We start from the raw sequence: 22,300 nt of genomic DNA, 5'->3' as shown, positions 1-22,300 counted from the left end.
AAAGCGATGACATCACTTAGTGATGACCGTGGTTGTCGTGGCTGTGAAGGAACGGCCCGTTTCCTTTCGGACTGCTGTAGATTACTTCTGCGCCTTGTTCCGGCAAAGTTTTTCTTCTTACCTCTTCCGGGTCGAACGGCTTGGTTTTACCGAAATATTCCGCCAAGCCTGCGGTGAGCCAAATTGGGATCACGTATCCGAAGAACATGAAGATACACCAAAAACCAACCAGGAACATGATTACGAAATACACCGTCCACAGGAACTGGTAAAAAGGGAAAAATGCTGATAACATCATCTTGTTGTAGATTTTAGGCAAAAATAGGATTATTTTCTTTTTGAGCAAAAGATTTTGTGGTGATTTTTATTCCTCACCCTAAATCCTCCTCCAAAGGAGAGGTACTTCAAGTATATTTCTAATGCGAAATGCTTGCAAAGAAATCATTGCCTTTGTCATCGGTAATGATGAATGCAGGGAAATCTTTGACCTCGATTTTTCGCACCGCTTCCATTCCAAGCTCTTCAAAATCAACAACTACTACAGATTTTATATTTTCTTTTGCCAAAATTGCTGCAGGTCCGCCGATGGAGCCGAGGTAAAATCCGCCATGTTTTTTGCAGGCATCGGTTACGTCTTTGCTACGGTTTCCTTTGGCGAGCATCACCATACTTCCGCCGTGGCTTTGGAATTCGTCAACATACACATCCATTCTTCCGGCAGTAGTTGGCCCGAAACTTCCTGAAGGCATTCCTTCCGGGGTTTTTGCGGGACCGGCGTAGTAAATAGGGTGGTTTTTGAAATATTCCGGCATCGGTTTTCCACTGTCGATGATTTCTTTGATTTTTGCGTGGGCAATATCTCTCGCCACGATTAAGGTTCCGTTGAGTTTCAGTCTGGTTTTGATGGGATATTTTGAAAGCTCGGCAAGAATTTCCGGCATTGGTCGGTTCAGATCGATTTCTACGGCTTTCTCTAAATGTGGCGGAGTTTCTGGTAGAAATCTTGCTGGATTGGTTTCCAGCTGTTCCAAAAATATTCCGTCTTTATTGATTTTTGCCTTGATATTTCTGTCGGCTGAACAGGAAACACCCATTCCAACAGGACAACTTGCAGCGTGTCTTGGCAGACGAATCACGCGAACATCATGAGTCAAATATTTTCCGCCAAACTGCGCTCCGATGGAGGATTCCTGGCAGATTTTCTGGATTTTTTTCTCCCATTCCAAATCGCGGAAAGCGCGTCCGGTTTCGTCTCCGGTTGTTGGAAGGTTGTCGTAATATTTTGCGGATGCTTTCTTCACGGCAGCCATTGTTGCTTCTGCAGAAGTTCCGCCGATTACTAATGCCAAGTGATACGGTGGACAAGCCGCAGTTCCCAAATCGAGGATGGAAGTTTTGATCCATTCCGTTAAAGATTTTTCATTGAGTAACGATTTTGTCTTTTGGTAAAGGAAGGTTTTATTGGCGGAACCGCCGCCTTTCGTTAAGAATAAAAACTCGTAGGAATCTCCTTTCTTAGCATAAATATCAATCTGCGCCGGAAGGTTGGAACCCGAATTTTTTTCATCAAACATTGTTAAAGGAACGACTTGGGAATATCTTAAATTCTTATTCTGAAAAGTGTTGTAGATACCCTGACTTAAATGTTCGGCGTCATCAACTCCGGTGTAAACATTTTCTCCTTTTTTGGCTACGCAGATTGCTGTTCCCGTATCCTGACAAGATGGAAGTGCGCCTTCAACTGCAACTGCCGCGTTCTGCAACAAATTGTAGGCAACAAAACGGTCGTTGTCGGTGGCTTCAGGATCGTCGATGATGTTTCTCAAGCTTTGCAAATGCGCTGAACGGAGCATGAAGGAAACGTCCTCCATTGCTTTTTCGGCGAGCAATTCGAGCCCTTTTGGATCTACGGTCAGGATTTCCCGATCGCCGAGTTGTTCACTTTTTATGTAATCTGAAGTGAGTTTTTTGTACTGGGTATCGTCTTTCTGGATCTGGAAAGGTTCCGCGTAATTGAATGCCATTTTTATTAGAAATTTTGAAGGGTAAATTTACGGAAAATACGCCTATTTTCCGCCACGAATGCACGAATAATTTATTTTGAAAATATCTTGAATTCTCGGGACAAGAAAAAATAAATCTTGTCTGCTTCAAGCAATGATAATTGCTGAGTGTTGGAAAAACCTTCAAGGTTTTGGAAACCTTGAAGGTTTGAGTTATGCAGATTGAAAATAAATTCTATGCAAATTGAAAATTTATTTTATGTAGATTGAAGAAATAATTTATGTAAATTGAAAGATTGTTTTATATTTGTATTGAAAAAACAAAGTATTATGTCGGTTTCAAGACAGCTTGTAAAAATCATCAACCAATACCTGAAACTCTATCCGATTATTGCCATTAACGGACCGAGGCAATCGGGGAAAACGACGATGATTAAAAACAGTTTTCCAGACTTTGAATATGTGAATCTTGAAAATCCCGACATTAGAACCATTGCGGAAACCGATCCCAATTCTTTTATAGAAAAATATTCTGGTAAAGTAATTTTTGATGAGGTTCAGCGGGTTCCGAAACTCTTTTCTTTTCTGCAAACAAAAGTGGACGAAGACCAAATAATGGGGCAATACATTCTGTCCGGTTCGCAGAATTTTCATTTACTTGAAAATATTACCCAAAGTTTGGCAGGAAGAGTCGCCATGTTTCAATTGTTTCCTTTTGATATTGAGGAACTTTCTAATGCAGAATTACTCCCTGAAAATTTTGAGGAGCTGATTCCGCACGGTTTTTATCCGGCCATTTTTGACCGTAAAATTCCTTCATCGTCCTACTACAAAAACTATATTGAAACCTATATCCAAAGGGATTTAAGCCAATTGCTGAACATTCATGACTTAACGAATTTCCGAAGGTTTCTTCGGCTTTGTGCTGCGAGAACCGGACAGATTCTGAACATTTCGGATTTGGCAAAAGACTGTGGAATTTCTGCGCCTACCGCCAAATCGTGGCTGTCGATTCTGGAGGCGAGTTTTATTGTTTTCCGGTTGGAACCTTATTTCGAGAATTTTAACAAGCGAATAATCAAAAGTCCGAAACTGTACTTCTGCGATACCGGTCTGCTCTGCTATCTGCTGAACATCAACAGTGCAGAAAAACTTACCCAAAACCGCCTGTTCGGAAATATCTATGAAAATTATGCGGTTGCAGAACTCCACAAACTGAATGCTCACCGCTACGAAATGAAAAATTTCTGGTATTGGCGCGACAGCAACGGCAACGAAATCGATCTGATTATGGAAGGAAACGGCAGTTTTGATCTCGCCGAAATAAAATCGACCAAAACCATCAGTGAAAAGCTGCTGAAAGGACTTCATTACTTCGCCAAGATCTATCCCGAACAAATCGACCGGAAACTGTTGATTTACGGAGGTGACAAATCGTACAAAGTAAAAGATATTGAAATAAAGGGATGGAAGGATTTTTCTTGAAATAAGACCCCAAAACTTCATTAACAAAAAAAATCGCACGAAAGTTTCAACTATGCAGATTGAAAATAAATTCTATGTAGATTGAAGAAATAATTTATGTAGATTAAAAATTACTTTTATGTAGATGTAAAATTTTTCGATGAAAATAATCCTTCAAGGATTTGGAATCCTAAGATTGGTAGGTAAAAAAAACTGTTAATACATTAATGCCATTTTACTCTTATTTCGCCAACCTGCCTGATTTTCATATCTCACAAAGTAAATCTTTAAATCGGCTTGGTTTTCATAATCCACAAAATAGATTTTCTTGTCGGCTTGATTCTCGTATTTTACAAAAAACCATTTCCCGTCATTTCCTCTTGCCTGATTTTCGTAGTTGACTTTATAGACTTTTAAATCTGCCTGGTTTTCGTATTTTACTACATACACTTTCAGATCCGCCTGATTGGAGTAATTGACGGAGTAGAGTTTTTGGGAATACAAAAAACTTGAAAAAACAAGAAAAATGAAGATTTTTAACATGATTATTAGTTTTTAGATTGTACTTCTAAACTACAAAAAATTAGAATATCATTGATTGTCATTGATATTTGCAATCGAATTTAGAACATGGTATAAAATGTTTTCATTAACTTTCTGAAAATTAAATTTAAAGTCATGACAGAATACCATATAGAACACGACACCATGGGAGAAGTGCAGGTTCCTGCAGATCAGTTTTGGGGTGCACAAACCGAACGTTCAAGAAACAATTTCAGAATTGGGGAATATGCCGAAGGAAATCATCGAAATATTTGCCGTTTTAAAGAAGCCATTGCTTTACCAATGCAGATTTGGGCGTTGTGAAGAAATCTTTTATGTAAATTGAAAATGATTGCACTCGTTGTTAGAACTTCAAGCCCTAAAACTCATTCTGTCTTCGAAACACTCGATAAAGTAAAAAAGCAGAAAAATTCTCTGCTTTTAATAAACTGTTAAACTATATAATACTCTTATCGGCGAAAAGACTTTTTAAAATGCCTTTCCACATTCGTTAAAAAAAATTCTCATAGGTTCTCTGGTTTTATTTGTTTTTACAAAGTTACCTTATTTTTTCCAAATATTTTTGTCCAAAGTTGTCCAAAATCTATTATTCTAATTGACAACAGAAATCGCTTTCGATTTCGGGTATCATTACTTTACCTTAACTTTATAGTAAAATATTTTTCATTATGAAATACAGAAAAGAACACGATACGATGGGAGAAGTGAGCGTACCCGCCGATAAATTTTGGGGAGCACAAACCGAACGCTCCAGAAACAATTTTAAAATCGGTCCCGAAAGTTCAATGCCACACGAAATCATTGAAGCATTTGCTGTTTTAAAAAAAGCCGCCGCTTTTACCAATGCAGATTTGGGCGTTTTGCCGACTGCAAAAAGAGACATGATTGCGAAAGTGTGTGACGAAATTTTGGAAGGAAAACTCGATGATCAGTTTCCGTTGGTGATTTGGCAAACCGGAAGCGGAACGCAGAGCAATATGAATGTGAATGAAGTGATTTCCAACAAAGCTCACGTTAATAACGGTGGAGTTTTAGGAGAACTATCTGAAGTTCATCCCAACGACGATGTGAATAAATCCCAAAGTTCAAACGACACATTTCCGACCGCGATGCACATTGCGGCTTACAAGAAAGTGGTGGAACACACAATTCCTGCCGTTGAAAAATTACGTGATACTTTAGAGAAAAAATCTGGAGAATTTGAAAAAGTAGTGAAGATTGGAAGAACGCATTTAATGGATGCGACACCTTTAACTTTGGGTCAGGAATTTTCTGGCTATGTTGCTCAACTAAATTTTTCGTTGAAGGCGATTAAGAACACTTTACCACATCTTTCAGAGCTTGCTTTAGGGGGAACTGCAGTCGGAACCGGACTGAACACCCCAAGAGGTTACAGCGAAAAAGTCGCCGATTACATCACACAATTTACGGGACATCCGTTCATCACCGCAGAAAATAAATTTGAGGCACTCGCTGCACATGATGCGATTGTAGAAACCCATGGTGCTCTGAAACAACTTGCGGTTTCTTTATATAAAATTGCGCAGGATATCCGAATGCTCGCTTCCGGTCCGCGTTCAGGAATTGGCGAAATCTTTATTCCTGAAAATGAACCCGGCTCTTCGATTATGCCCGGAAAAGTAAATCCCACACAGAATGAAGCATTAACGATGGTTTGCGCACAGGTTTTAGGAAACGACACCACGATTTCTTTCGCCGGAACTCAGGGAAATTATGAACTGAATGTCTTCAAACCGGTGATGGCATTTAATTTTCTGCAATCCGCGCAACTTTTGGGCGATGCGTGCAATTCTTTCAACGAACACTGCGCAATTGGAATTGAAGCCAATGAACCAAGAATTAAAGAATTAGTCGAAAAATCGCTGATGCTGGTAACCGCTCTCAACACGCACATCGGTTATGAAAATGCCGCAAAAATTGCAAAAACCGCCCACAAAAACGGAACGACTTTAAAGGAAGAAGCCATCAATTTGGGATTGGTTACCGCGGAGCAGTTTGACGAATGGGTGAGACCTGAGAAGATGGTCTGAATTTCTAAAGTTCAGTTTCACTACCTTTCAGCCATTCTGAAGACGAAAGATATTTGCTGTCGGGATAATAAATGAACAGCACGTTTTTTCCTTTGATGGTGTTGATAATCGGTTCTGCCAAATCTCTCGGAACTGCGGGACAACCCCAACTTCTGCCGATTCGGTTTTGCTGCTTGATGAAATCGTCGCTCACATAATCGGCGCCGTGCATCACGATTGCGCGCTGCAAAGCAGCATCGTTATAACCTCTGTCTTTTCCTAAAAGCTTCAGGGAGAAGCCGTTTTCGCCGTTATACGTCACATCGGTAATGTAGAATCCCAAACTGCTTTGGTACGAACTTTCCCGATTGGAAAATTTTTGGGCGAATTCCTCACCCGTGTTTTTTCCGTGGGCAACAAGGGAATTGAAAACCACCTTTTTTTCGTTAAGGTCAATGACCCAAAGTCGCTTCTTGGTCGATGAAAGTGAGAAATCGCAGATCGTTAGAAGATGGGAATTTTCATCAAGTTCTCCTGTTTTCTTTAGATTGGTAAAACCGAGATAGGCCTTTTCAAAAACTTCGGGATTGAGTTTATTGAATTCCGAAAAATCAATTCCCGAATAGATTTCATCTGACGTGGCAGAAACTGAATTGATAGCTGAGCTGGTTGTGTTGAGTAATTTTTCAGGTTTTGAAGTTAAAGTAACTTTTGGCGTTTCGTGCACTTCGTATCTGTAAAAAGAAGTGGCAAAAAATATTGTGGTTATTAAGGATATGAGGACTTTCTTCATTCGATATTATGTTAAACAAATTTGACCCGGCAAAATTATAAATTATTAAATATCAAAAGGTTGAATTAAAAATATTTAACTCGCTTTTAAGAAAGTTTAACGCCGAAAACCATTAATAAAAATTATTCCGTAAATTTGCCGGAATGTTCAAAACACTGAAAATATTTTTGCTTGTCTTGAGTTTGGGGATCTTTATTCTTCCCAAGCAGATGCTTTTTGCACAGCAAACAGAAATGTGCTGCGAACAGAAATCCCAGAAAGACGACTGCTGCAATAAAAACAAAAAGGAGCAGTGCCACGACGAAAATTCCAAAGACCCAGCTAAAAACAATTGCGGAAACGACTGTGCAAACTGCCATTCGTGTTCGATGCATTTTGTCTTTAATTACATTTCACCCGAAATTTATGAAAGCGCGGAAAAAACTTTCAGTGCAATTCAACTTAATTTCGGTTACGGAATTTCTTTCTTTTCATCAGATTTCCATAATATTTGGCAACCGCCGAAAATAGCTTAATTTATTGATTTATAGCCAGAAGAATGTTCTTTTGGCAACCGATTTTTAAATTAAAATATTTTCACAATATGAAAACTTTACTGAAAGTGCTATTTGCATTTTCACTCTTAACCACTCAATTTTTATTTGCACAAACCCTCACTAAATCGACAGTTCTTGTAAAAGGAGACTGCGGAATGTGCAAGGAACGCATTGAAACCACCGCCAAGAAAAACGGTGCAAAATCCGCAGAATGGAGCGCTGAAACGCAAAAACTCCAAATCGAATTTGACCCTATTAAAACAAGCACCGATAAAATCCTAAAGGAGATTGCCGCAGTTGGTCACGACAACGAACTTTATACCGCACCCGACTCAGTTTATGAAAAACTTCCGGGATGTTGCCATTATGAAAGAGAACCTTCTTTTTTGAAAACCACAAAAACTGAAACCCCGACGAAAGCAGACAAAGAGTTTTTTGTTCGCGGAAATTGCGGTTCATGTAAAACGCGAATCGAGAAAGCTGCAAAAGACGCAGGAGCAACTTCAGCAAACTGGGATGCAGAAACCCAAAAAGTGACGCTTGATTTCGATCCAGCAAAAACTTCCGCTGAAGCCATCCTCAAAAAAATTGCCGACGTTGGTCACGACAATGAGCTATTTACCACATCGGATGACGTTTACAAAAACCTTCCCGGATGTTGTCTGTACGACCGTGTTCTGCCATTCGGAGTGAAGAGCGATTTGGTTCACCATGACGAGCCGGCAAAACCAAAGAAAGATTTCTCGACTTTTTCGGAACATTACGACAAATCGATCGAAGAAGTGCGGCTTACTAAAATTCAGGAAGCAACGGCTCTGAACAAAAAAAGTGCAGACCTCACCTTCAATATCAATTCAAAAGAATTATTGAAGGCGGCTTGCTGTAACCTCTCCGAAAGTTTTGAAACCAATGCGACCGTCGATGTTTCGTTCAGCAATGCGGTGACCGGAACCAAACAGCTGAAAATGCTCGGTTTGGATCAGAAATATACTGCGTTGACAAAGGAACTTTTACCCGAAATCCGCGGACTTGCTTCTGCATACGGACTGAATTTTATTCCCGGAAGATGGATCGGCGGAATCCAGCTAACAAAAGGTGGAAGCACCGTGACCAACGGTTACGAAAGCATTACGGGACAAATCAATACTGAACTTTTAAAGTATAATGAGAATAATGAATCGTCGCTGAACCTTTTCGTTGACGCTAATTTAAGGACGGAGGCAAATATCACTTCCACTCAAAAACTGGCGGATCACTGGAACCAAAGTATTTTGCTCCACGGCAACGGAACTTTCTACAAAGCCGATCACAATAACGACGGATTTCTGGATCAACCGGTTGGAAATCAAATCAATGCCGCCTATCTTCTAAATTATTCCGACTTGGATCACAGTGGATTAGGTTCGCATTTCGGAATCAATTTTCTGAGAGATGAAAGAACTGCGGGACAAAAAGGTTTCGACCGAAAAATTCCGCAATCGCAGCAAAATCTTTACGGCGTTGGAATCGACATTTCGCGTTTTCAGGTGTGGAACAAAACCGGCTATATTTTTAAGGGAAAACCTTACCAAAGCATCGGATGGATGAATCAGTTTACCTACCATCAACAGGACAGTTTCTTCGGAAACCGAAATTACGACGGGAAGCAGAACACATTTTATTCCAACTTGATTTTTGAAAGTATTTTCGGAAACACCAACCACAAATACAAAGCTGGTGCAAGTTTTCTTTACGACCGTTTTGATGAAAATTACCTGATCCAAAACTTTAAAAGAACAGAAACCGTTCCCGGACTGTTCTTCGAATATACATTTACCGGACTGAAATACACTTTGGTTGCAGGTGCGAGAACCGATTTCCATAATTTGGCGGGAACACAGTTTACACCGCGGCTTAACTTTAAATACGACATTACGCCACAAACAATCTTGAGGATTTCTGCAGGGAAAGGTTTCAGAACCGCGAATGTTTTTGCAGAAAACCAACATTATTTCGCGTCAAACCGACAGATTCAAATTATTCCAAATGGCGGAAACATCTACGGTTTGAAACCCGAAATCGCGTGGAATTACGGAGCAAGCGTACAGCAGGAATTCAAGATATTTAATAGAAATTCCACAATTGTTGCAGACTTTTTCCGTACTGATTTCAAGGATCAGGTTTTGGTGGATTTGGATGCTTCGCCACACCAACTTCTATTTTATAATCTCGACGGGAGTTCTTATGCCAACTCTTTTCAAACCCAGTGGGATTTCTCAGTGGCCAAGAATTTTGATGTTCGGCTCGCCTACAAATATTACGATGTGCAGGCCGAATATTTATCTGGAAAAAAGGAAGTTCCATTTATGGCTAAAAACAGAGGGTTTGCGAATTTGAGTTATTCCACCGATAAGAATGAAAAAGGAGGATTCTGGAATTTCGATACCACTTTGAACCTCGTAGGAAAACAGCGGATTCCCGATACCTCATCAAATCCAGAAGAGTTTCGTTTGCCGCAATATTCAGATTCTTACGCAACATTAAACGCTCAAATTGCCCGAACTTTTAATAAAAATATTCGTGTATATTTGGGTGGAGAAAACCTGACAAGTTATACCCAGAAAAATCCGATTATGGACGCCAAAAATCCTTTCGGAAATTATTTCGACGGCGGAATGGTTTACGCACCGATTATGCCTGCAAATGTATATCTTGGACTGGATGTGAATTTTTAAAGAATGAAAATATGAAAAAAGTATCGTTATTAATTTTTGCCGCGGCGCTTTTATGGTCGTGTGACAAAAAAGCGCAATCCACAGAAACGCAGAATACAGAGGAAACGACAGCTGTAACTCCTGCAGCAACCGATTCTGCCACTGTTGCAGCGGCAGCTGAGAACACACCAACCACCGCTACACCTATTCCACAGGAATTTAAAGTGGGAAAAGTTGTGCCTGCATCAGAAAATCCGCAATTGGCGCAAACAGCTACCGAACCTGGAAAGAAACCAAAGTTTAATCCACCACACGGAGAACCTTTTCACCGTTGTGATATTGAAGTAGGTGCACCGATTGACAGCGCGCCAAAAGCTGCAGCTCCCGCTCCGCAAGTAATGAACCAGCCCGCAGTGAATCAAAACTTCAACACGAATCCGATTCCTGCAGCACCACAACCAGCGGCGACCGCTCCTGCACAGAACATTGGTCCGAAACCTGCGTTCAATCCGCCACACGGAGAGCCGCATCACCGTTGCGACATCCAGGTTGGAGCACCTTTGACTTAGGTTTAAACGATAAAGAGTTAGTTATAGAATTCTTCGTGGTATACTTTTTAACCACAAAGTCACAAAGATTATTCAAATTTCCTTTGTGACATTGTGGTTTTATTTTTCCTTCGAATCACCCACAAAATCCAAACTCACCGAATTCATACAGAAACGAACTCCAGTCGGTTTTGGTCCGTCGTTGAAAACGTGTCCCAAATGCGAGTTGCAGCGTTTACACAACACTTCAATCCTTTCCATTCCGTAGGAAGTATCGCGTTTGTAGATGACACCTTCTTTATCGGCCTCGAAAAAACTTGGCCATCCGCAAGTTGAAGCAAATTTGGCATCGGAACGGAAAAGATGGTTACCGCAAACCGCGCAGTAATATTCGCCACGCTCATCGAAAACATTAAATTTTCCAGTATGCGGTCGTTCTGTGGCAGCTTCTCTCGCTACGGCGTAAAGTTCGGGATCGAGGATTTTTTTCCATTCCTCATTGGGTATCGTCAGTTTGGTTCGGTCGGTTCTGGAGAAGTATGGATTGTTTTTTGTAGTGGAATTTTCCATTATTGATGATTTTACAGGTTGATGGGTCTGCGAACAAGTTTGCAGAAATGTGAATGTCAATATTAAGAAAAGAAATCGCATTAATGATGAAGGTCACCGCAAGAGAATGAAGAGCTTTGCTCGCTCCCTTGTTTCGAACCAAATTTACTAATTTTGTTTCAATGAACGACGAACAGAAACGCATCCAGCTCAGGAAATACAAAATGTTCGCAACGGGACTTTTTGTTCTGATGGCGCTGGTTTTTATTGTAACGACGATTTTGCAGAAATCTGATGATTCGCACTGGATCGGATACATCCGCGCCTTTTCAGAAGCGGCGATGGTCGGTGCTTTGGCGGACTGGTTTGCGGTAACCGCACTATTTCACCATCCGCTCGGACTGAAAATTCCGCACACAAACCTTATTGAAAACAGCAAGGAAAAAATCGGCGACAACCTGGGAAATTTCGTGGTCTCCAATTTTCTTTCCCCTCAAAATATCCGTCCGTATATCCAGAAGCTTAAAGTTTCGGGTTTTGTGGGAGAATGGCTTTCTAAAGAGCGGAATCAGGAAAATCTAGTTAATGAACTTTCGAATATTGTTCTCGATATTCTAAATAAACTCGACGATTCTGCGGTTGTAAACTTCATCGGCAAAAAAGCAAAAGAAATGTCGGATGACCTGAAAATCAATCAAATCGTAGGAAACGGGATCGAATATGTTTTAGATAAAAATGATCATCAACGACTAATTACCAATCTTTCAAAACAGATTAAAGAATATGTTCTAAAAAATCAGGAAATGGTAAAAGAACGGGTAAAAAAGGAAAGTTATTTCCTGGTTCCCAAATTTGTGGACGACGCGATTGCAGAGAAAATCACTTCTGGACTTTCCCGATATTTTGACGAGGTTGAGAATGATCCAAACCACTCACTGCGAAGTGAAATTACGAAAAAACTGTATTCATTTTCACAGGAAGTTCAGCAGGAGGAGAAATGGGAGGAGGAATTTCGAGGCATTAAGAACGATTTTCTGAAAGAGGAAAAACTCAACCAATATTCTAAGGACATTTGGAATTCCATTAAAAAATCATTGTCGAAAGAACTGGAGGAAGAACAATCTGCATTGAAAAACTACCTTAAGAAAAATCTAGCGGAACTTTCAGTAAATCTGCAAACCGATGAAAAATTTCAATATAAAATCGATCACTGGATCCGCGTTACGGCGTATAAATACATTTTAAAAAACACCCACCAATTCGGTGATTTAATCAGCTCGACGGTTGGAAACTGGCAAGGAAAAGAACTTTCGCGAAAACTCGAACTGGAAGTCGGAAAAGATTTGCAGTTTATCCGCGTGAACGGAACTTTAGTGGGCGGTCTGGTTGGACTGGTAATTTATACGGTGGCGAATTTCTTCATATAAGTCCGAAGACGGAAGAAAGTTTGGGGTCGGAAGAAAGTCCGAAGTCGGAGGACCGAGGTCCGAAGATGAGAAAGATTGAGAATTAATAACCAAAAAAAACATAATATCATGAGTTTCAAATTTAAAAAACTAAGAGTTTGGCAGATTTCGTTGGAGTATGGGGAGAAAATCTATTACACTTCGCTAAGTTTCCCCGAACACGAAAAAAATAACCTTTCCTCCCAGATCAGACGAGCTGTTGACAGTATTGCTCTCAATATTTCTGAAGGTTATGTCGGACAAAGCAATGCAGAATTCAGAAGATTTCTTGGATATGCAATACGTTCCATATCGGAGGTTGTAACTTGCCTATACAAAGCGAAATTCAGAAAACATATTACGGATGAAGTTTTTGATTCCCACTATGACACGGCTTTTCAATTGATGAATCAAATCGTTGCGTTGCGGAACAGTTTAAAATAATTTAATTCACCCCTCTCATAACTAAAAAGAAAATCACTTTTAAACTATTCGCTTTCTTCGGTCTTCCGACTTCGGTCATCGATCTTTAAACCTTTTCTAAAAGTTTTTGATTGATTTTCCTAATCAACTTCGGTCCTTCATAAATAAATCCCGTGTACAACTGAACCAGACTTGCTCCAGCTTCCAGTTTTTCCAGGGCATCTTCTGCAGTGTGAATTCCCCCGACGCCGATAATAGGGAATGCTTTTCCGCTTTTTTCGGAGAGAAAACGGATGACTTCCGTGGAGCGCTTGGTCAAAGGTTTTCCTGAGAGTCCGCCTGTTTCTTTTTGGTTTTCAGATTTCAAACCTTCACGTGAAAGTGTGGTGTTTGTTGCGATTACACCTGCAATTTTGGTATCCTTCACAATTTCGATGATGTCGAGCAGCTGATTGTTGGTTAAGTCGGGTGCGATTTTCAGAAGGATGGGTTTTTGTTTTGGTTTTTCCAAATTCATTTTCTGGAGTTCACCTAAAAGTCTCGTTAAAGGTTCTTTGTCCTGAAGTTCGCGCAGATTCGGCGTGTTTGGCGACGAGACATTCACCACGAAATAGTCCACATAATCAAAAAGTTTCTCGAAGCAGATTTTATAATCATTAACCGCGTCTTCATTGGGAGTCACTTTATTTTTACCGATATTTCCGCCGATGAGAACGCCTTTGTTTTTCCTTAACCTTTCAACTGCGGTATCGACTCCTTCATTATTAAAACCCATTCTGTTGATAATCGCCGAATCTTCGATGAGTCGGAACAGGCGTTTTTTGTCGTTTCCCGGTTGCGGTTTCGGTGTTAAAGTCCCGATTTCGACAAAGCCAAAACCGAGGTCGGCAAATTCCTGGAACGCCACAGCATTTTTATCCAGACCTGCAGCGAGACCAACTGGATTTTTAAATTTCAGTCCGAAAACTTCCCGTTCCAACCTTTGATCTTCAATCGGTTTTGGGAGAAAAGTTTTTGAAAGCCAACCAAAATTCTTTAGAAAGAAAAAAGTAAGATAGTGGGCTTTTTCTGGATCGAGTTTGAAAAGTAAGGGGCGGATTAGGGATTGGTACATTGGAAAATGGGGTTTTGCAAATTTAATGTTTTTACCTGACTGAATAATAATTCGAAATTTGGATTTATTGAATGATGAAAATGTATATTTTGGCTAAAGCCAATTGTCGTGTTCATATGTAAGCGGGCTAAAGCTCGCTCCTATTAATATTTACAAAAGACATGTATCAAATCACTTGAAAAATTTTCAAAGATGTGGAAAGACAAACTGCCTGAACTTGTAGCCCGGATTGAAGCGGCATCCTTTTGCGGTGGTTTTCGCTGCACTCAACCACCGCAAAAGATACAGCGGAAAGCCGGACTGAGTTTTCGGAGAAGCGAAAACTTTCAAGCTCCTAAAAATGAAGAAAGTTCCCCTAAAATTCCCTATTTTTGCACAAATTCAAAAAATACAATGGCAAAGCAGGAAGATGTTTTCAAAAAGGTGATTTCGCATGCGAAAGAGTATGGTTTTATTTTCCCGAGCTCCGAGATTTATGACGGACTTTCGGCGGTTTACGATTACGGGCAAAACGGAGCCGAGCTGAAAAACAACATCAAGCAGTACTGGTGGAAAGCAATGGTACAGCTGAACGACAATATTGTGGGAATCGATTCTGCGATTTTTATGCACCCTACAATTTGGAAAGCTTCCGGCCACGTTGACGCGTTCAATGATCCGCTGATCGACAACAAGGACTCTAAAAAACGTTTCCGTGCTGATGTTTTGCTGGAAGATTACTGTGCGAAACTGGAAGACAAAGCCCAGAAAGAAATCGAGAAAGCGGAGAAAAGATTTGGTGATGCGTTCGATAAGCAACAGTTTGAATCGACCAATCCGAGAGTTTTGGAATACCGCGAAAAGCAGTCGGTGATCCTGAAAAGAATGGCAAAATCATTGGAAAACAACGATTTGGCAGATGTAAAGGCATTGATCGAAGAACTTGAAATCGCCGATCCGGATACCGGTTCGAAAAACTGGACCGATGTTCGTCAATTTAATTTAATGTTCGGAACCAAACTCGGTGCGGCTTCCGAAAATGCGACGGATCTTTTCCTTCGTCCGGAAACTGCGCAGGGAATTTTTGTGAATTTCTTAAATGTTCAGAAAACTTCACGCCATAAGCTTCCATTTGGAATCGCTCAGATTGGGAAAGCATTTAGAAATGAGATTGTTGCGCGACAGTTCATCTTCAGAATGCGCGAATTCGAACAGATGGAAATGCAGTTTTTTGTTCCGCCCGGAACGGAGCTCGGTTTCTATGAGGAATGGAAACATAAGCGTCTGAACTGGCATTTGGCTTTAGGATTAGGTTCAGAAAACTATAAATTCCACGATCACGAAAAATTGGCGCATTACGCAAACGCAGCTGCAGATATCGAGTTCAAATTTCCGTTCGGTTTTAAAGAATTGGAAGGAATCCACTCCAGAACCGATTTCGATTTGGCGGCGCACGAAAAATATTCAGGTAGAAAACTTCAGTATTTCGATAACGAAAGAAATGAGAACTACACTCCGTATGTGGTGGAAACTTCCGTTGGTTTAGACAGATTGTTCCTCGCGATTTTCTCGAATTGCCTGAAAGACGAGGTTTTGGAAGACGGATCAGAGAGAACGGTACTTTCGCTTCCACACGCATTGGCTCCTGTGAAAGCGGCGATTCTTCCATTGATGAAGAAAGACGGACTCGGCGAATTTGGCGAGAAAATCTTCAACCAGCTTAAATACGATTTCAACATTATTTACGAAGATAAAGACAGCATCGGAAAACGCTACCGAAGACAGGATGCGATCGGAACTCCTTTCTGCATCACGGTTGACCACGATTCACTCACCGACAACACGGTAACTTTGAGAGACCGCGACACGATGCAGCAGGAAAGAGTACCTGTTTCGGAGCTGCGCAGAATTATCGACGAGAAAACGAATTTCAGAAATCTGTTGGCGAAGATTTAGAAATACATTGAAATTAAGGCATAAAAAAAGTTTCGGAATCGAAAATTTTCTTTACCCCATCCCTAAAGGGCGGAAAATTTTCTTCAGAAAAATAGCGCTTCTAAAAGGCGTTTCATTGTAAGAATAAAAAAAGTTTCGGATTTTGTCCGAAACTTTTTTCTTATCGTAAGTATGTTAATTCGGTTTCCAGTCCACAACGGCGCGGATGAAAGCTTCGGCATTTTCCAGAGGAATGTTCGGCAAAATTCCGTGACCAAGATTCGCGATATAACGGTCTTTACCAAATCTTTCGATCATTTCGTTCACCATTTTTTTGATGGTTTCAGGAGTGGAATTTAATCTTGCGGGATCAAAATTCCCCTGCAAAGTCATCGTGTGATTCGTTAGAACGCGTGCAAATTCCGGGCGGATCGTCCAGTCAACACCTAATGCGGAAACTTTCGACAAAGTCATTTCCTCCAAGGCGAACCAACATCCTTTCCCGAAAACCACGACGTGAGTTAATGGACTAAGCGCCTCAACAATCTGGTTGATGTATTTCCACGAGAATTCCTGGTAATCTTCAGGAGAAAGCATTCCGCCCCAAGAATCGAAAACCTGCACCGCAGAAACTCCCTTTTCCACTTTTCTTTTCAAATAGGCAATCGTGGTGTCGGTAATTTTCTGCAATAATAAATGTGCCGCTTCAGGATTTCGGAAACAGAAAGATTTCGCGATATCGAATGCCTTCGAACCTTTCCCTTCCACGCAGTAGCAAAGGATTGTCCACGGTGAACCCGCGAAACCGATCAGAGGAATTTCGTTGTCGAGTTTCAGTAAAGTAAGTTCGATCGCATCGAAAACGTAACTCAAAGTATCTTCCACATTGGGAACTTCAATTTGCTGCACCTGCTCCATCGTGCGGATCGGCGTTTCGAGCCACGGTCCAACCGATTCCACCATTTTGAAGTCGATTCCCATCGCTTGCGGAACCACCAAAATATCGGAAAACAGAATCGCCGCATCCAAAGGAAATCTTCGAATTGGCTGTACCGTAATTTCTGCAGCTAATTCTGGAGTTTGACAGCGCGTGAAGAAATCGTATTTATCGCGAAGTGCCATGAATTCAGGCAAATATCTTCCTGCCTGTCTCATCATCCAAACTGGTGGTCGTTCTACGGTTTCTCCTCTCAATGCCTTTAAATACAGGTCGTTCTTAATCATAATTTTCATTTTTACTTTCAGCTGTTGCCATCGTTTTGTGCGGCAATCAAACTGAGCAAATCATCCAGGTTACTTTCGGTACTGGTGATTATATTTTTTTGGGTAAATTTTCGTATTTCGCTTTCGGTCGTTTCGCCGATGGAAAAAATAGTGTAGTTTTCCAGTGAATTGTATTTTGTAAAACTCCGTACTCCGCTCGGACTGAAAAAACAAACCGCGTCGTAATCCCCTGAAATCTGTGGGTAAAGCAGTTGTGTTTCGTATACGGGAATTTTCCGGTAGGTGATGTTTTGCAGCGGCAAAGCTTTGTTCAGCACATTCAGTGCAAGGTTTCCGCAGAAGTGCAGGAATTTTTCCTTACTGTTATTTTTAATGATGAATTCCGAAAGTTCTTTCGCGTGTTTCGCCACCTTGAAAGTTCCGAATCCGTTTTTGCGAAGTTCCTTTTTGGTCTGCAAACCAACCGCGTAAATCTTATTGTAATTTCTGTCAACGAAATTTTCGTTGGGTTTAAAGCCATTTTCGAAAAACGCCTGAACCGCATTCACACTGGTAAAAATCAGTGAGTAATCCATTAAGTCAAAAGGTTTCACTTTCAGCGGATTGATTTTGATCACATCCACAAAGTCATAAGAAAAATGACTCCCTAATTTTTTGGAAATCATCAGTTTGCTGACTTTTTTTGTGAAAAGAATCTTCATTATTTTTAGCCGCGATTGAGCGCGTTTACAGTTGTTTCTTTATTTGTTCCATCAGTTCGCCACCACCATTTCTGATGATTTCTTCGGCGAACTTTCTGCCATAGTTTTCACCTTCTTTATAAACGAAAATTTCGTCGGTTTCGATACAGTTTCTTCCGTCGAGCGAGCATAATCTTCCGCGGAATCGGATCTCATTCTTTTCGTTGATTTCCGCAAAAGCACCAATTGGAGCGGTACAGCCACCTTCCAAAGTTGCGAGAAATTCCCTTTCAATCTCGATACAGATTTGGGTTGGTTTGTGGTTAATGTCCTTAAACAGCTCCTTCATTTTTTCATCATCACTTCTTCCGTTGATTGCGACAACTCCTTGAGCGGGAGCCGAAATCATCATCGGAAGTTGCTCATAATCAATATTTAAACCCATTCTTTCAATCGCTGCTAAAGAAAAAAGTGTGGCATCGAAATCCTGCTCTTCCAGCTTTTTCAGTCGCGTCTGAACATTTCCACGGATGTCAGAAAATTCCGTATTGGGAAATTCTTTTGACCAGAATGCTCTTCTTCGCAGAGAACTTGTGGCAATTTTCAGATCTTTCAGTTCCAGCGTTTGTGAATCGGGTTTCCTTACCAAAACATCTTGCGGAAAATCTCTTTTCAATACGGCAAAAATTTCAATATTTTGCGGAAGTTGGGTCGGAATATCTTTCAAGGAATGAACTGCAATGTCCACTTCATTATTAAGTAAAGCAATGTCTAAATCTTTGGTGAAAACTCCAGTAATCCCCAATGAATAAAGTGGTTGCGAGAGATTCTTATCTCCCGTTGAAACGATCGGCGTAATTTCTGTGGTGATGTTTCGGTTCTGGAGATTTCTTGCAACTTCACGCGCCTGCCAAAGTGCGAGCGGCGAATTTCTGGTACCGATTCTAACGTTTCTCATTGAACTCATTATTAGGTTGTTCCACCAAAATTTCGTGCATTAACTTACTGATTTCCTCGGCTTTCCACGGATTATCGATGATGTACTTTGCGAAACGGTTGGTTATTTTCTGAATCATTTTATCAGAAAGTTCCATATCGTTCACATCGATATAGCGGTGCTTTTTGTGGATATTGTGCATTTCGTTGCGCTCCATATTTTTCAGCACTGCCTTGAAATGGTGAATGTTGGGTGCCAATTTTCTTTTCTTTTCCCACTCCAGGAAATCTTTCGTCATTTCTTTGATAATCTCTTCCGCTTTCGGAATTTCCTTCTGCCGCTGAATCATCGTTTCGCTGATGTGAAGCGAGAGTTCATCCACATCGACCAATTTTACGTTTTCGTTTTCGGTAATGTTTTTCTCCACATTATTCGGAATCGAAAGATCGATCACCAAAGTTTCCTTCCCGTTCGGGAAATGGGTTTGGTTAATGATGGGATGCTGCGCTCCAGTTGCCACGATCAGGATATCGGTCTGCTTCAGTTCGTCGTGCAGGTTTTCAAACTCGATGTGGGGAATTTTATATTTCTCAGCGATTTTTTCTGCTTTGTCTTGGCTTCTGTTGGCAACCTTTACTTTTGGTTTGTAAACGTGCTTTACCAGATTTTCCACAGTGTTCTGACCAATTTCACCCACTCCGAGAAGGAGGATGTTTTTGTCGGAAATCTGCTGCTGGTTTTTTAGGATGTAGTGAACCGCCGCATAAGAAACCGAAGCTGCTCCGTTGGAAATTCCCGTCTCGTTTTTAATTCTTTTAGAGATCTGAATCGCCGAATTGATGGCTCTTTCGAGAAAAGGGTTAGAGTTTTTTTTCTCTTTTTTGAAACGGTGGTAAGCATTTTTGATCTGCCCAATAATTTCGAAGTCGCCGATAATCTGGCTTTCCAAACCTGCAGAAACGCGGAAGAGATGGTTCAGTGCATCCTCGTGTTTCAGGATGTTCGCGTACTGCATAAATTCAGTCAATCCGACGCCGATGGTTTTACAGTAAAGTTCGGCAATCAGCAGATAATTGGGAGTGGTGGTGTAAATCTCGGTTCGGTTGCAGGTAGAAACCACGAACGCGTCGCCAAGATTTTGGTTATGAATCTCGTTGACAAACTTTTTCACATTCCCGTCAAAAAATGCAAATTTCCCCCTGGTTTCGGCATCGGCTTTTTCGTAACTGATGCTGAGAACGGCGAAATTGGCGGTTTTGTGGATGTTTTTGTCCGTATTCATAAAGCAACCGCAAATTTAAGGTTTTTAAATGAATTGGCGAAGTTTCAGAAATATGAGGATTGTCAGTGAATTCGGGTGATTAATGATATTTAACAACCATTCTTACAACAAAAAACGCCATATTGAGATATCGCGTTTTAGTAAAGTTTTCGAGAAGATCATATTTCAATCTTGTCAAAAATAATCCGCTTTCCGTCGGAAACCAAACCTGCATCCAAAGTTACTTTGAGACCTTCCTTTTTAATTTGATAAACAACTTCCTTAATTTTTACCGTATTTCCCGATAAATCATAAGTTGTGGTTGTATTTGTGGTATAAGGAATTTGCGAGTTGCTTGGAACAGGATTGTTAATCTGTACCTTCAATGTTTTTTCTATTGTAAAGGTCCATATCACATCATTTGGATTAAATGATTCTGTCGGTCCAAATCCAGGCGAAAATTCCCTTAAAGAATAAACGCCAGTTAACAGGTCGGGATCTGGAGCTTTCGTTTCTTCCGAAGCTCTAGTACAGCTAATGACAAAACTAGCCATAAGCATTATTATAACGATAAATCTAAAAACTCTCATATCAATAATTTTTATTGTTAATTATAATTCGTTTACTTATTATTTCACCATCAACGTTAATCTTTATGATGTAATTACCATTATTTAAATTTTGTGTTGTTATCTTCTCCAGTCGTGTCATTCATAATTACAATATTGGCAGGCGTCATATACGCTTCTGTAGAACAATATGATCTATTAACTTGCGGCGGATCTGCAATAATGGCTTTTGCAGGAGTTTGTGCTTGTGCGTAGAAGCAAAGCCACAAAGTAAAAGTGGCAATCAGACTAATTTGTAATTTTGTTTTCATAATATTTTATTTAGTTGATTGTAAATTTAAAAATATTATGTTGATTTGCAAAGTTTTTTCGACATTTAATAACAAATTGTTAATCATTGGTGTTTTTTCAATAAGCTGGAACTTTAATAAAAATTTAACGGAATTTGTTGGAGGGTAAATTTCGGGAACGGTTCTAAATTTATATCTTTGTACACTTTAAAAAAATCAGCAAAAAAATGGGGTTATTTGATATGTTCACGCAGGATATTGCGATTGACTTGGGAACAGCAAACACGCTAATTATACATAATAACAAAATTGTGATCGACCAACCATCGATCGTGGCAATCGAAAGATCTTCAGGAAAACCAATCGCAGTTGGAGAGAAAGCCAAACATATGCAGGGGAAAACCCACGAAGACATCAAAACAATCAGACCTTTGAAAGACGGTGTTATCGCTGATTTCCATGCGTCTGAACACATGATCAAGGAATTCATCAAACAAATTCCGGGCATCAAAGGAAAACTTTTCCAACCTACTTTAAAAATCGTAATCTGTATTCCATCGGGAATTACCGAAGTTGAAAAACGCGCGGTTAGAGATTCTGCCCAGAAAGTAAATGCAAAAGAAGTTCGACTGATTTATGAACCAATGGCGGCTGCAATCGGTGTTGGAATCGACGTGCAGAAACCCGAAGGAAATATGATTATCGACATAGGCGGTGGAACGACAGAAATCGCCGTAGTCGCTTTGGGAGGAATCGTGTGCGACAAATCCGTAAAAATTGCGGGCGACGTTTTCACGAGCGACATCGCTTATTATTTGAGAACGCACCACAACCTATACATCGGTGAGAGAACCGCAGAAAGAGTAAAAATCGAAGTGGGTTCCGCAATCGAAGAGTTGGATGTGGAGATTGAAGACATCCCAGTTCAGGGACGTGACCTGATCACCGGTAAGCCAAAAGAAATTATGGTGAACTACAAAGAAATTGCACGAGCTCTGGATAAATCCATCATCAGAATTGAAGATGCGGTGATGGAAACACTTTCTCTGACTCCGCCGGAATTGGCAGCAGATATTTACAAGACAGGAATTTACCTTGCAGGAGGAGGCGCGCTACTTCGCGGACTTGCCGACCGACTCCACAAAAAAACAGGACTCCCAGTTTTCGTTGCAGAAGATCCATTAAGAGCGGTAGTTCGCGGAACAGGGATCGCCTTGAAAAACATGGACAAATTCAACTTCCTGATCAAATAATTTAAACAAC

At 40.5% G+C, this 22,300-nt stretch carries 22 protein-coding genes and 1 pseudogene; 10 read left to right on the top strand and 13 right to left on the bottom strand.

The window, feature by feature from the left end; genetic code table 11:
* Positions 1 to 16 precede the first annotated feature (16 nt).
* Positions 17 to 298, bottom strand: a complete 282-nt coding sequence (locus MTP09_RS00960; protein ID WP_243549804.1) for a hypothetical protein — start codon at positions 296 to 298, stop codon at positions 17 to 19.
* Between the two features lie 118 nt (positions 299 to 416).
* On the bottom strand, positions 417 to 2,024 hold the full coding sequence (locus MTP09_RS00955; protein ID WP_243549803.1) for a fumarate hydratase: 1,608 nt from the start codon (positions 2,022 to 2,024) through the stop codon (positions 417 to 419).
* 309 nt (positions 2,025 to 2,333) lie between these two features.
* Between MTP09_RS00955 and MTP09_RS00950 the strand changes: the two genes are divergently transcribed.
* The gene (locus MTP09_RS00950) at positions 2,334 to 3,488 is read left to right on the top strand and encodes an ATP-binding protein (RefSeq protein WP_243549800.1); all 1,155 of its coding nucleotides are present in this window, start codon (positions 2,334 to 2,336) and stop codon (positions 3,486 to 3,488) included.
* 195 nt (positions 3,489 to 3,683) lie between these two features.
* Here the strand turns inward: MTP09_RS00950 and MTP09_RS00945 are convergent, their stop codons facing one another.
* On the bottom strand, positions 3,684 to 4,010 hold the full coding sequence (locus tag MTP09_RS00945) for a DUF6150 family protein (protein WP_243549798.1): 327 nt from the start codon (positions 4,008 to 4,010) through the stop codon (positions 3,684 to 3,686).
* A 135-nt stretch (positions 4,011 to 4,145) separates the two neighbouring features.
* Here MTP09_RS00945 and fumC (MTP09_RS00940) point away from each other — a divergent pair.
* Positions 4,146 to 4,333, top strand: a pseudogene (gene fumC / locus MTP09_RS00940) (class II fumarate hydratase); the annotation flags it as partial.
* 366 nt (positions 4,334 to 4,699) lie between these two features.
* Positions 4,700 to 6,082, top strand: a complete 1,383-nt coding sequence (gene fumC, locus MTP09_RS00935; protein WP_243549796.1) for a class II fumarate hydratase — start codon at positions 4,700 to 4,702, stop codon at positions 6,080 to 6,082.
* 4 nt (positions 6,083 to 6,086) lie between these two features.
* On the opposite strand, the gene MTP09_RS00930 is transcribed toward fumC (MTP09_RS00935), so the two are convergent.
* Positions 6,087 to 6,854, bottom strand: coding sequence for a murein L,D-transpeptidase catalytic domain family protein (locus tag MTP09_RS00930; protein WP_243549794.1), 768 nt, complete (start codon positions 6,852 to 6,854; stop codon positions 6,087 to 6,089).
* 143 nt (positions 6,855 to 6,997) lie between these two features.
* On the opposite strand from MTP09_RS00930, the gene MTP09_RS00925 reads away from it, so the two are divergent.
* The 3 genes from MTP09_RS00925 (at position 6,998) to MTP09_RS00915 (ending at position 10,652) form a co-directional block, all read left to right on the top strand.
* Positions 6,998 to 7,369 (top strand): hypothetical protein, encoded by a 372-nt coding sequence (locus MTP09_RS00925; RefSeq protein WP_243549793.1) that lies wholly within the window; start codon positions 6,998 to 7,000, stop codon positions 7,367 to 7,369.
* Between the two features lie 68 nt (positions 7,370 to 7,437).
* Positions 7,438 to 10,104, top strand: coding sequence for a TonB-dependent receptor domain-containing protein (locus MTP09_RS00920; RefSeq protein WP_243549791.1), 2,667 nt, complete (start codon positions 7,438 to 7,440; stop codon positions 10,102 to 10,104).
* A gap of 11 nt (positions 10,105 to 10,115) precedes the next feature.
* A complete protein-coding gene (locus MTP09_RS00915; RefSeq protein WP_243549789.1) occupies positions 10,116 to 10,652 on the top strand; it encodes a hypothetical protein in 537 nt (178 codons plus the stop codon).
* Between the two features lie 99 nt (positions 10,653 to 10,751).
* Here MTP09_RS00915 and msrB read toward each other — a convergent pair whose 3' ends face one another.
* Positions 10,752 to 11,201, bottom strand: coding sequence for a peptide-methionine (R)-S-oxide reductase MsrB (msrB, locus tag MTP09_RS00910; protein ID WP_396022231.1), 450 nt, complete (start codon positions 11,199 to 11,201; stop codon positions 10,752 to 10,754).
* Between the two features lie 161 nt (positions 11,202 to 11,362).
* Between msrB and MTP09_RS00905 the strand changes: the two genes are divergently transcribed.
* On the top strand, positions 11,363 to 12,607 hold the full coding sequence (locus MTP09_RS00905; protein ID WP_243549785.1) for a DUF445 domain-containing protein: 1,245 nt from the start codon (positions 11,363 to 11,365) through the stop codon (positions 12,605 to 12,607).
* 108 nt (positions 12,608 to 12,715) lie between these two features.
* Complete coding sequence (locus MTP09_RS00900) at positions 12,716 to 13,069, top strand: four helix bundle protein (RefSeq protein WP_243549783.1); 354 nt, start codon at positions 12,716 to 12,718, stop codon at positions 13,067 to 13,069.
* 85 nt (positions 13,070 to 13,154) lie between these two features.
* On the opposite strand, the gene MTP09_RS00895 is transcribed toward MTP09_RS00900, so the two are convergent.
* Complete coding sequence (locus MTP09_RS00895) at positions 13,155 to 14,162, bottom strand: quinone-dependent dihydroorotate dehydrogenase (protein WP_243549781.1); 1,008 nt, start codon at positions 14,160 to 14,162, stop codon at positions 13,155 to 13,157.
* Positions 14,163 to 14,555: 393 nt separating this feature from the next.
* Here MTP09_RS00895 and MTP09_RS00890 point away from each other — a divergent pair, with 393 nt between their 5' ends.
* The gene (locus tag MTP09_RS00890; RefSeq protein WP_243549779.1) at positions 14,556 to 16,097 is read left to right on the top strand and encodes a glycine--tRNA ligase; all 1,542 of its coding nucleotides are present in this window, start codon (positions 14,556 to 14,558) and stop codon (positions 16,095 to 16,097) included.
* Between the two features lie 174 nt (positions 16,098 to 16,271).
* Here the strand turns inward: MTP09_RS00890 and hemE are convergent, their stop codons facing one another.
* From hemE to MTP09_RS00860, 7 genes are all read right to left on the bottom strand, one after another.
* A complete protein-coding gene (hemE, locus tag MTP09_RS00885; protein ID WP_243549777.1) occupies positions 16,272 to 17,300 on the bottom strand; it encodes a uroporphyrinogen decarboxylase in 1,029 nt (342 codons plus the stop codon).
* A 17-nt stretch (positions 17,301 to 17,317) separates the two neighbouring features.
* The gene (locus MTP09_RS00880; RefSeq protein WP_243549775.1) at positions 17,318 to 18,001 is read right to left on the bottom strand and encodes a uroporphyrinogen-III synthase; all 684 of its coding nucleotides are present in this window, start codon (positions 17,999 to 18,001) and stop codon (positions 17,318 to 17,320) included.
* Positions 18,002 to 18,026: 25 nt separating this feature from the next.
* Positions 18,027 to 18,938 carry a hydroxymethylbilane synthase gene (gene hemC, locus MTP09_RS00875; protein WP_243549773.1) on the bottom strand — a complete coding sequence of 304 codons (912 nt, stop codon included), beginning with the start codon at positions 18,936 to 18,938 and terminating at the stop codon, positions 18,027 to 18,029.
* Entirely contained in the window at positions 18,925 to 20,199 is a 1,275-nt protein-coding gene (gene hemA, locus MTP09_RS00870) for a glutamyl-tRNA reductase (RefSeq protein WP_243549771.1), read from the bottom strand. Before hemA ends, hemC begins: the two co-directional genes overlap by 14 nt.
* A 158-nt stretch (positions 20,200 to 20,357) precedes the next feature.
* Positions 20,358 to 20,732 (bottom strand): hypothetical protein, encoded by a 375-nt coding sequence (locus MTP09_RS00865; RefSeq protein WP_243549770.1) that lies wholly within the window; start codon positions 20,730 to 20,732, stop codon positions 20,358 to 20,360.
* 37 nt (positions 20,733 to 20,769) lie between these two features.
* Positions 20,770 to 20,889 (bottom strand): T9SS type A sorting domain-containing protein, encoded by a 120-nt coding sequence (locus MTP09_RS14480; RefSeq protein WP_396022229.1) that lies wholly within the window; start codon positions 20,887 to 20,889, stop codon positions 20,770 to 20,772.
* On the bottom strand, positions 20,849 to 21,058 hold the full coding sequence (locus tag MTP09_RS00860; RefSeq protein WP_243549768.1) for a hypothetical protein: 210 nt from the start codon (positions 21,056 to 21,058) through the stop codon (positions 20,849 to 20,851). The genes MTP09_RS14480 and MTP09_RS00860 overlap by 41 nt, the downstream gene beginning before the upstream one ends.
* A 206-nt stretch (positions 21,059 to 21,264) precedes the next feature.
* On the opposite strand from MTP09_RS00860, the gene MTP09_RS00855 reads away from it, so the two are divergent.
* Positions 21,265 to 22,290, top strand: coding sequence for a rod shape-determining protein (locus tag MTP09_RS00855; RefSeq protein WP_243549766.1), 1,026 nt, complete (start codon positions 21,265 to 21,267; stop codon positions 22,288 to 22,290).
* Positions 22,291 to 22,300: the final 10 nt, after the last annotated feature.

The organism is Chryseobacterium suipulveris (genome assembly GCF_022811685.1).
In the GTDB taxonomy this organism is placed as follows: domain Bacteria; phylum Bacteroidota; class Bacteroidia; order Flavobacteriales; family Weeksellaceae; genus Kaistella; species Kaistella suipulveris.
The sequence above is the reverse complement of the archived record's forward strand: the minus strand, read 5'-3'. Positions and strand labels throughout refer to the sequence as shown.

What these genes read in the sequence shown, in the direction of transcription:
- MTP09_RS00960 (WP_243549804.1), bottom strand. Translation starts at nt 298, where the DNA reads ATGATGTTATCAGCATTTTTCCCTTTTTACCAGTTCCTGTGGACGGTG.
- MTP09_RS00955 (WP_243549803.1), bottom strand. Translation starts at nt 2,024, where the DNA reads ATGGCATTCAATTACGCGGAACCTTTCCAGATCCAGAAAGACGATACC.
- MTP09_RS00950 (WP_243549800.1), top strand. Translation starts at nt 2,334, where the DNA reads ATGTCGGTTTCAAGACAGCTTGTAAAAATCATCAACCAATACCTGAAA.
- MTP09_RS00945 (WP_243549798.1), bottom strand. Translation starts at nt 4,010, where the DNA reads ATGTTAAAAATCTTCATTTTTCTTGTTTTTTCAAGTTTTTTGTATTCC.
- fumC (WP_243549796.1), top strand. Translation starts at nt 4,700, where the DNA reads ATGAAATACAGAAAAGAACACGATACGATGGGAGAAGTGAGCGTACCC.
- MTP09_RS00930 (WP_243549794.1), bottom strand. Translation starts at nt 6,854, where the DNA reads ATGAAGAAAGTCCTCATATCCTTAATAACCACAATATTTTTTGCCACT.
- MTP09_RS00925 (WP_243549793.1), top strand. Translation starts at nt 6,998, where the DNA reads ATGTTCAAAACACTGAAAATATTTTTGCTTGTCTTGAGTTTGGGGATC.
- MTP09_RS00920 (WP_243549791.1), top strand. Translation starts at nt 7,438, where the DNA reads ATGAAAACTTTACTGAAAGTGCTATTTGCATTTTCACTCTTAACCACT.
- MTP09_RS00915 (WP_243549789.1), top strand. Translation starts at nt 10,116, where the DNA reads ATGAAAAAAGTATCGTTATTAATTTTTGCCGCGGCGCTTTTATGGTCG.
- msrB (WP_396022231.1), bottom strand. Translation starts at nt 11,201, where the DNA reads ATGGAAAATTCCACTACAAAAAACAATCCATACTTCTCCAGAACCGAC.
- MTP09_RS00905 (WP_243549785.1), top strand. Translation starts at nt 11,363, where the DNA reads ATGAACGACGAACAGAAACGCATCCAGCTCAGGAAATACAAAATGTTC.
- MTP09_RS00900 (WP_243549783.1), top strand. Translation starts at nt 12,716, where the DNA reads ATGAGTTTCAAATTTAAAAAACTAAGAGTTTGGCAGATTTCGTTGGAG.
- MTP09_RS00895 (WP_243549781.1), bottom strand. Translation starts at nt 14,162, where the DNA reads ATGTACCAATCCCTAATCCGCCCCTTACTTTTCAAACTCGATCCAGAA.
- MTP09_RS00890 (WP_243549779.1), top strand. Translation starts at nt 14,556, where the DNA reads ATGGCAAAGCAGGAAGATGTTTTCAAAAAGGTGATTTCGCATGCGAAA.
- hemE (WP_243549777.1), bottom strand. Translation starts at nt 17,300, where the DNA reads ATGATTAAGAACGACCTGTATTTAAAGGCATTGAGAGGAGAAACCGTA.
- MTP09_RS00880 (WP_243549775.1), bottom strand. Translation starts at nt 18,001, where the DNA reads ATGAAGATTCTTTTCACAAAAAAAGTCAGCAAACTGATGATTTCCAAA.
- hemC (WP_243549773.1), bottom strand. Translation starts at nt 18,938, where the DNA reads ATGAGAAACGTTAGAATCGGTACCAGAAATTCGCCGCTCGCACTTTGG.
- hemA (WP_243549771.1), bottom strand. Translation starts at nt 20,199, where the DNA reads ATGAATACGGACAAAAACATCCACAAAACCGCCAATTTCGCCGTTCTC.
- MTP09_RS00865 (WP_243549770.1), bottom strand. Translation starts at nt 20,732, where the DNA reads ATGGCTAGTTTTGTCATTAGCTGTACTAGAGCTTCGGAAGAAACGAAA.
- MTP09_RS14480 (WP_396022229.1), bottom strand. Translation starts at nt 20,889, where the DNA reads ATGACACGACTGGAGAAGATAACAACACAAAATTTAAATAATGGTAAT.
- MTP09_RS00860 (WP_243549768.1), bottom strand. Translation starts at nt 21,058, where the DNA reads ATGAAAACAAAATTACAAATTAGTCTGATTGCCACTTTTACTTTGTGG.
- MTP09_RS00855 (WP_243549766.1), top strand. Translation starts at nt 21,265, where the DNA reads ATGGGGTTATTTGATATGTTCACGCAGGATATTGCGATTGACTTGGGA.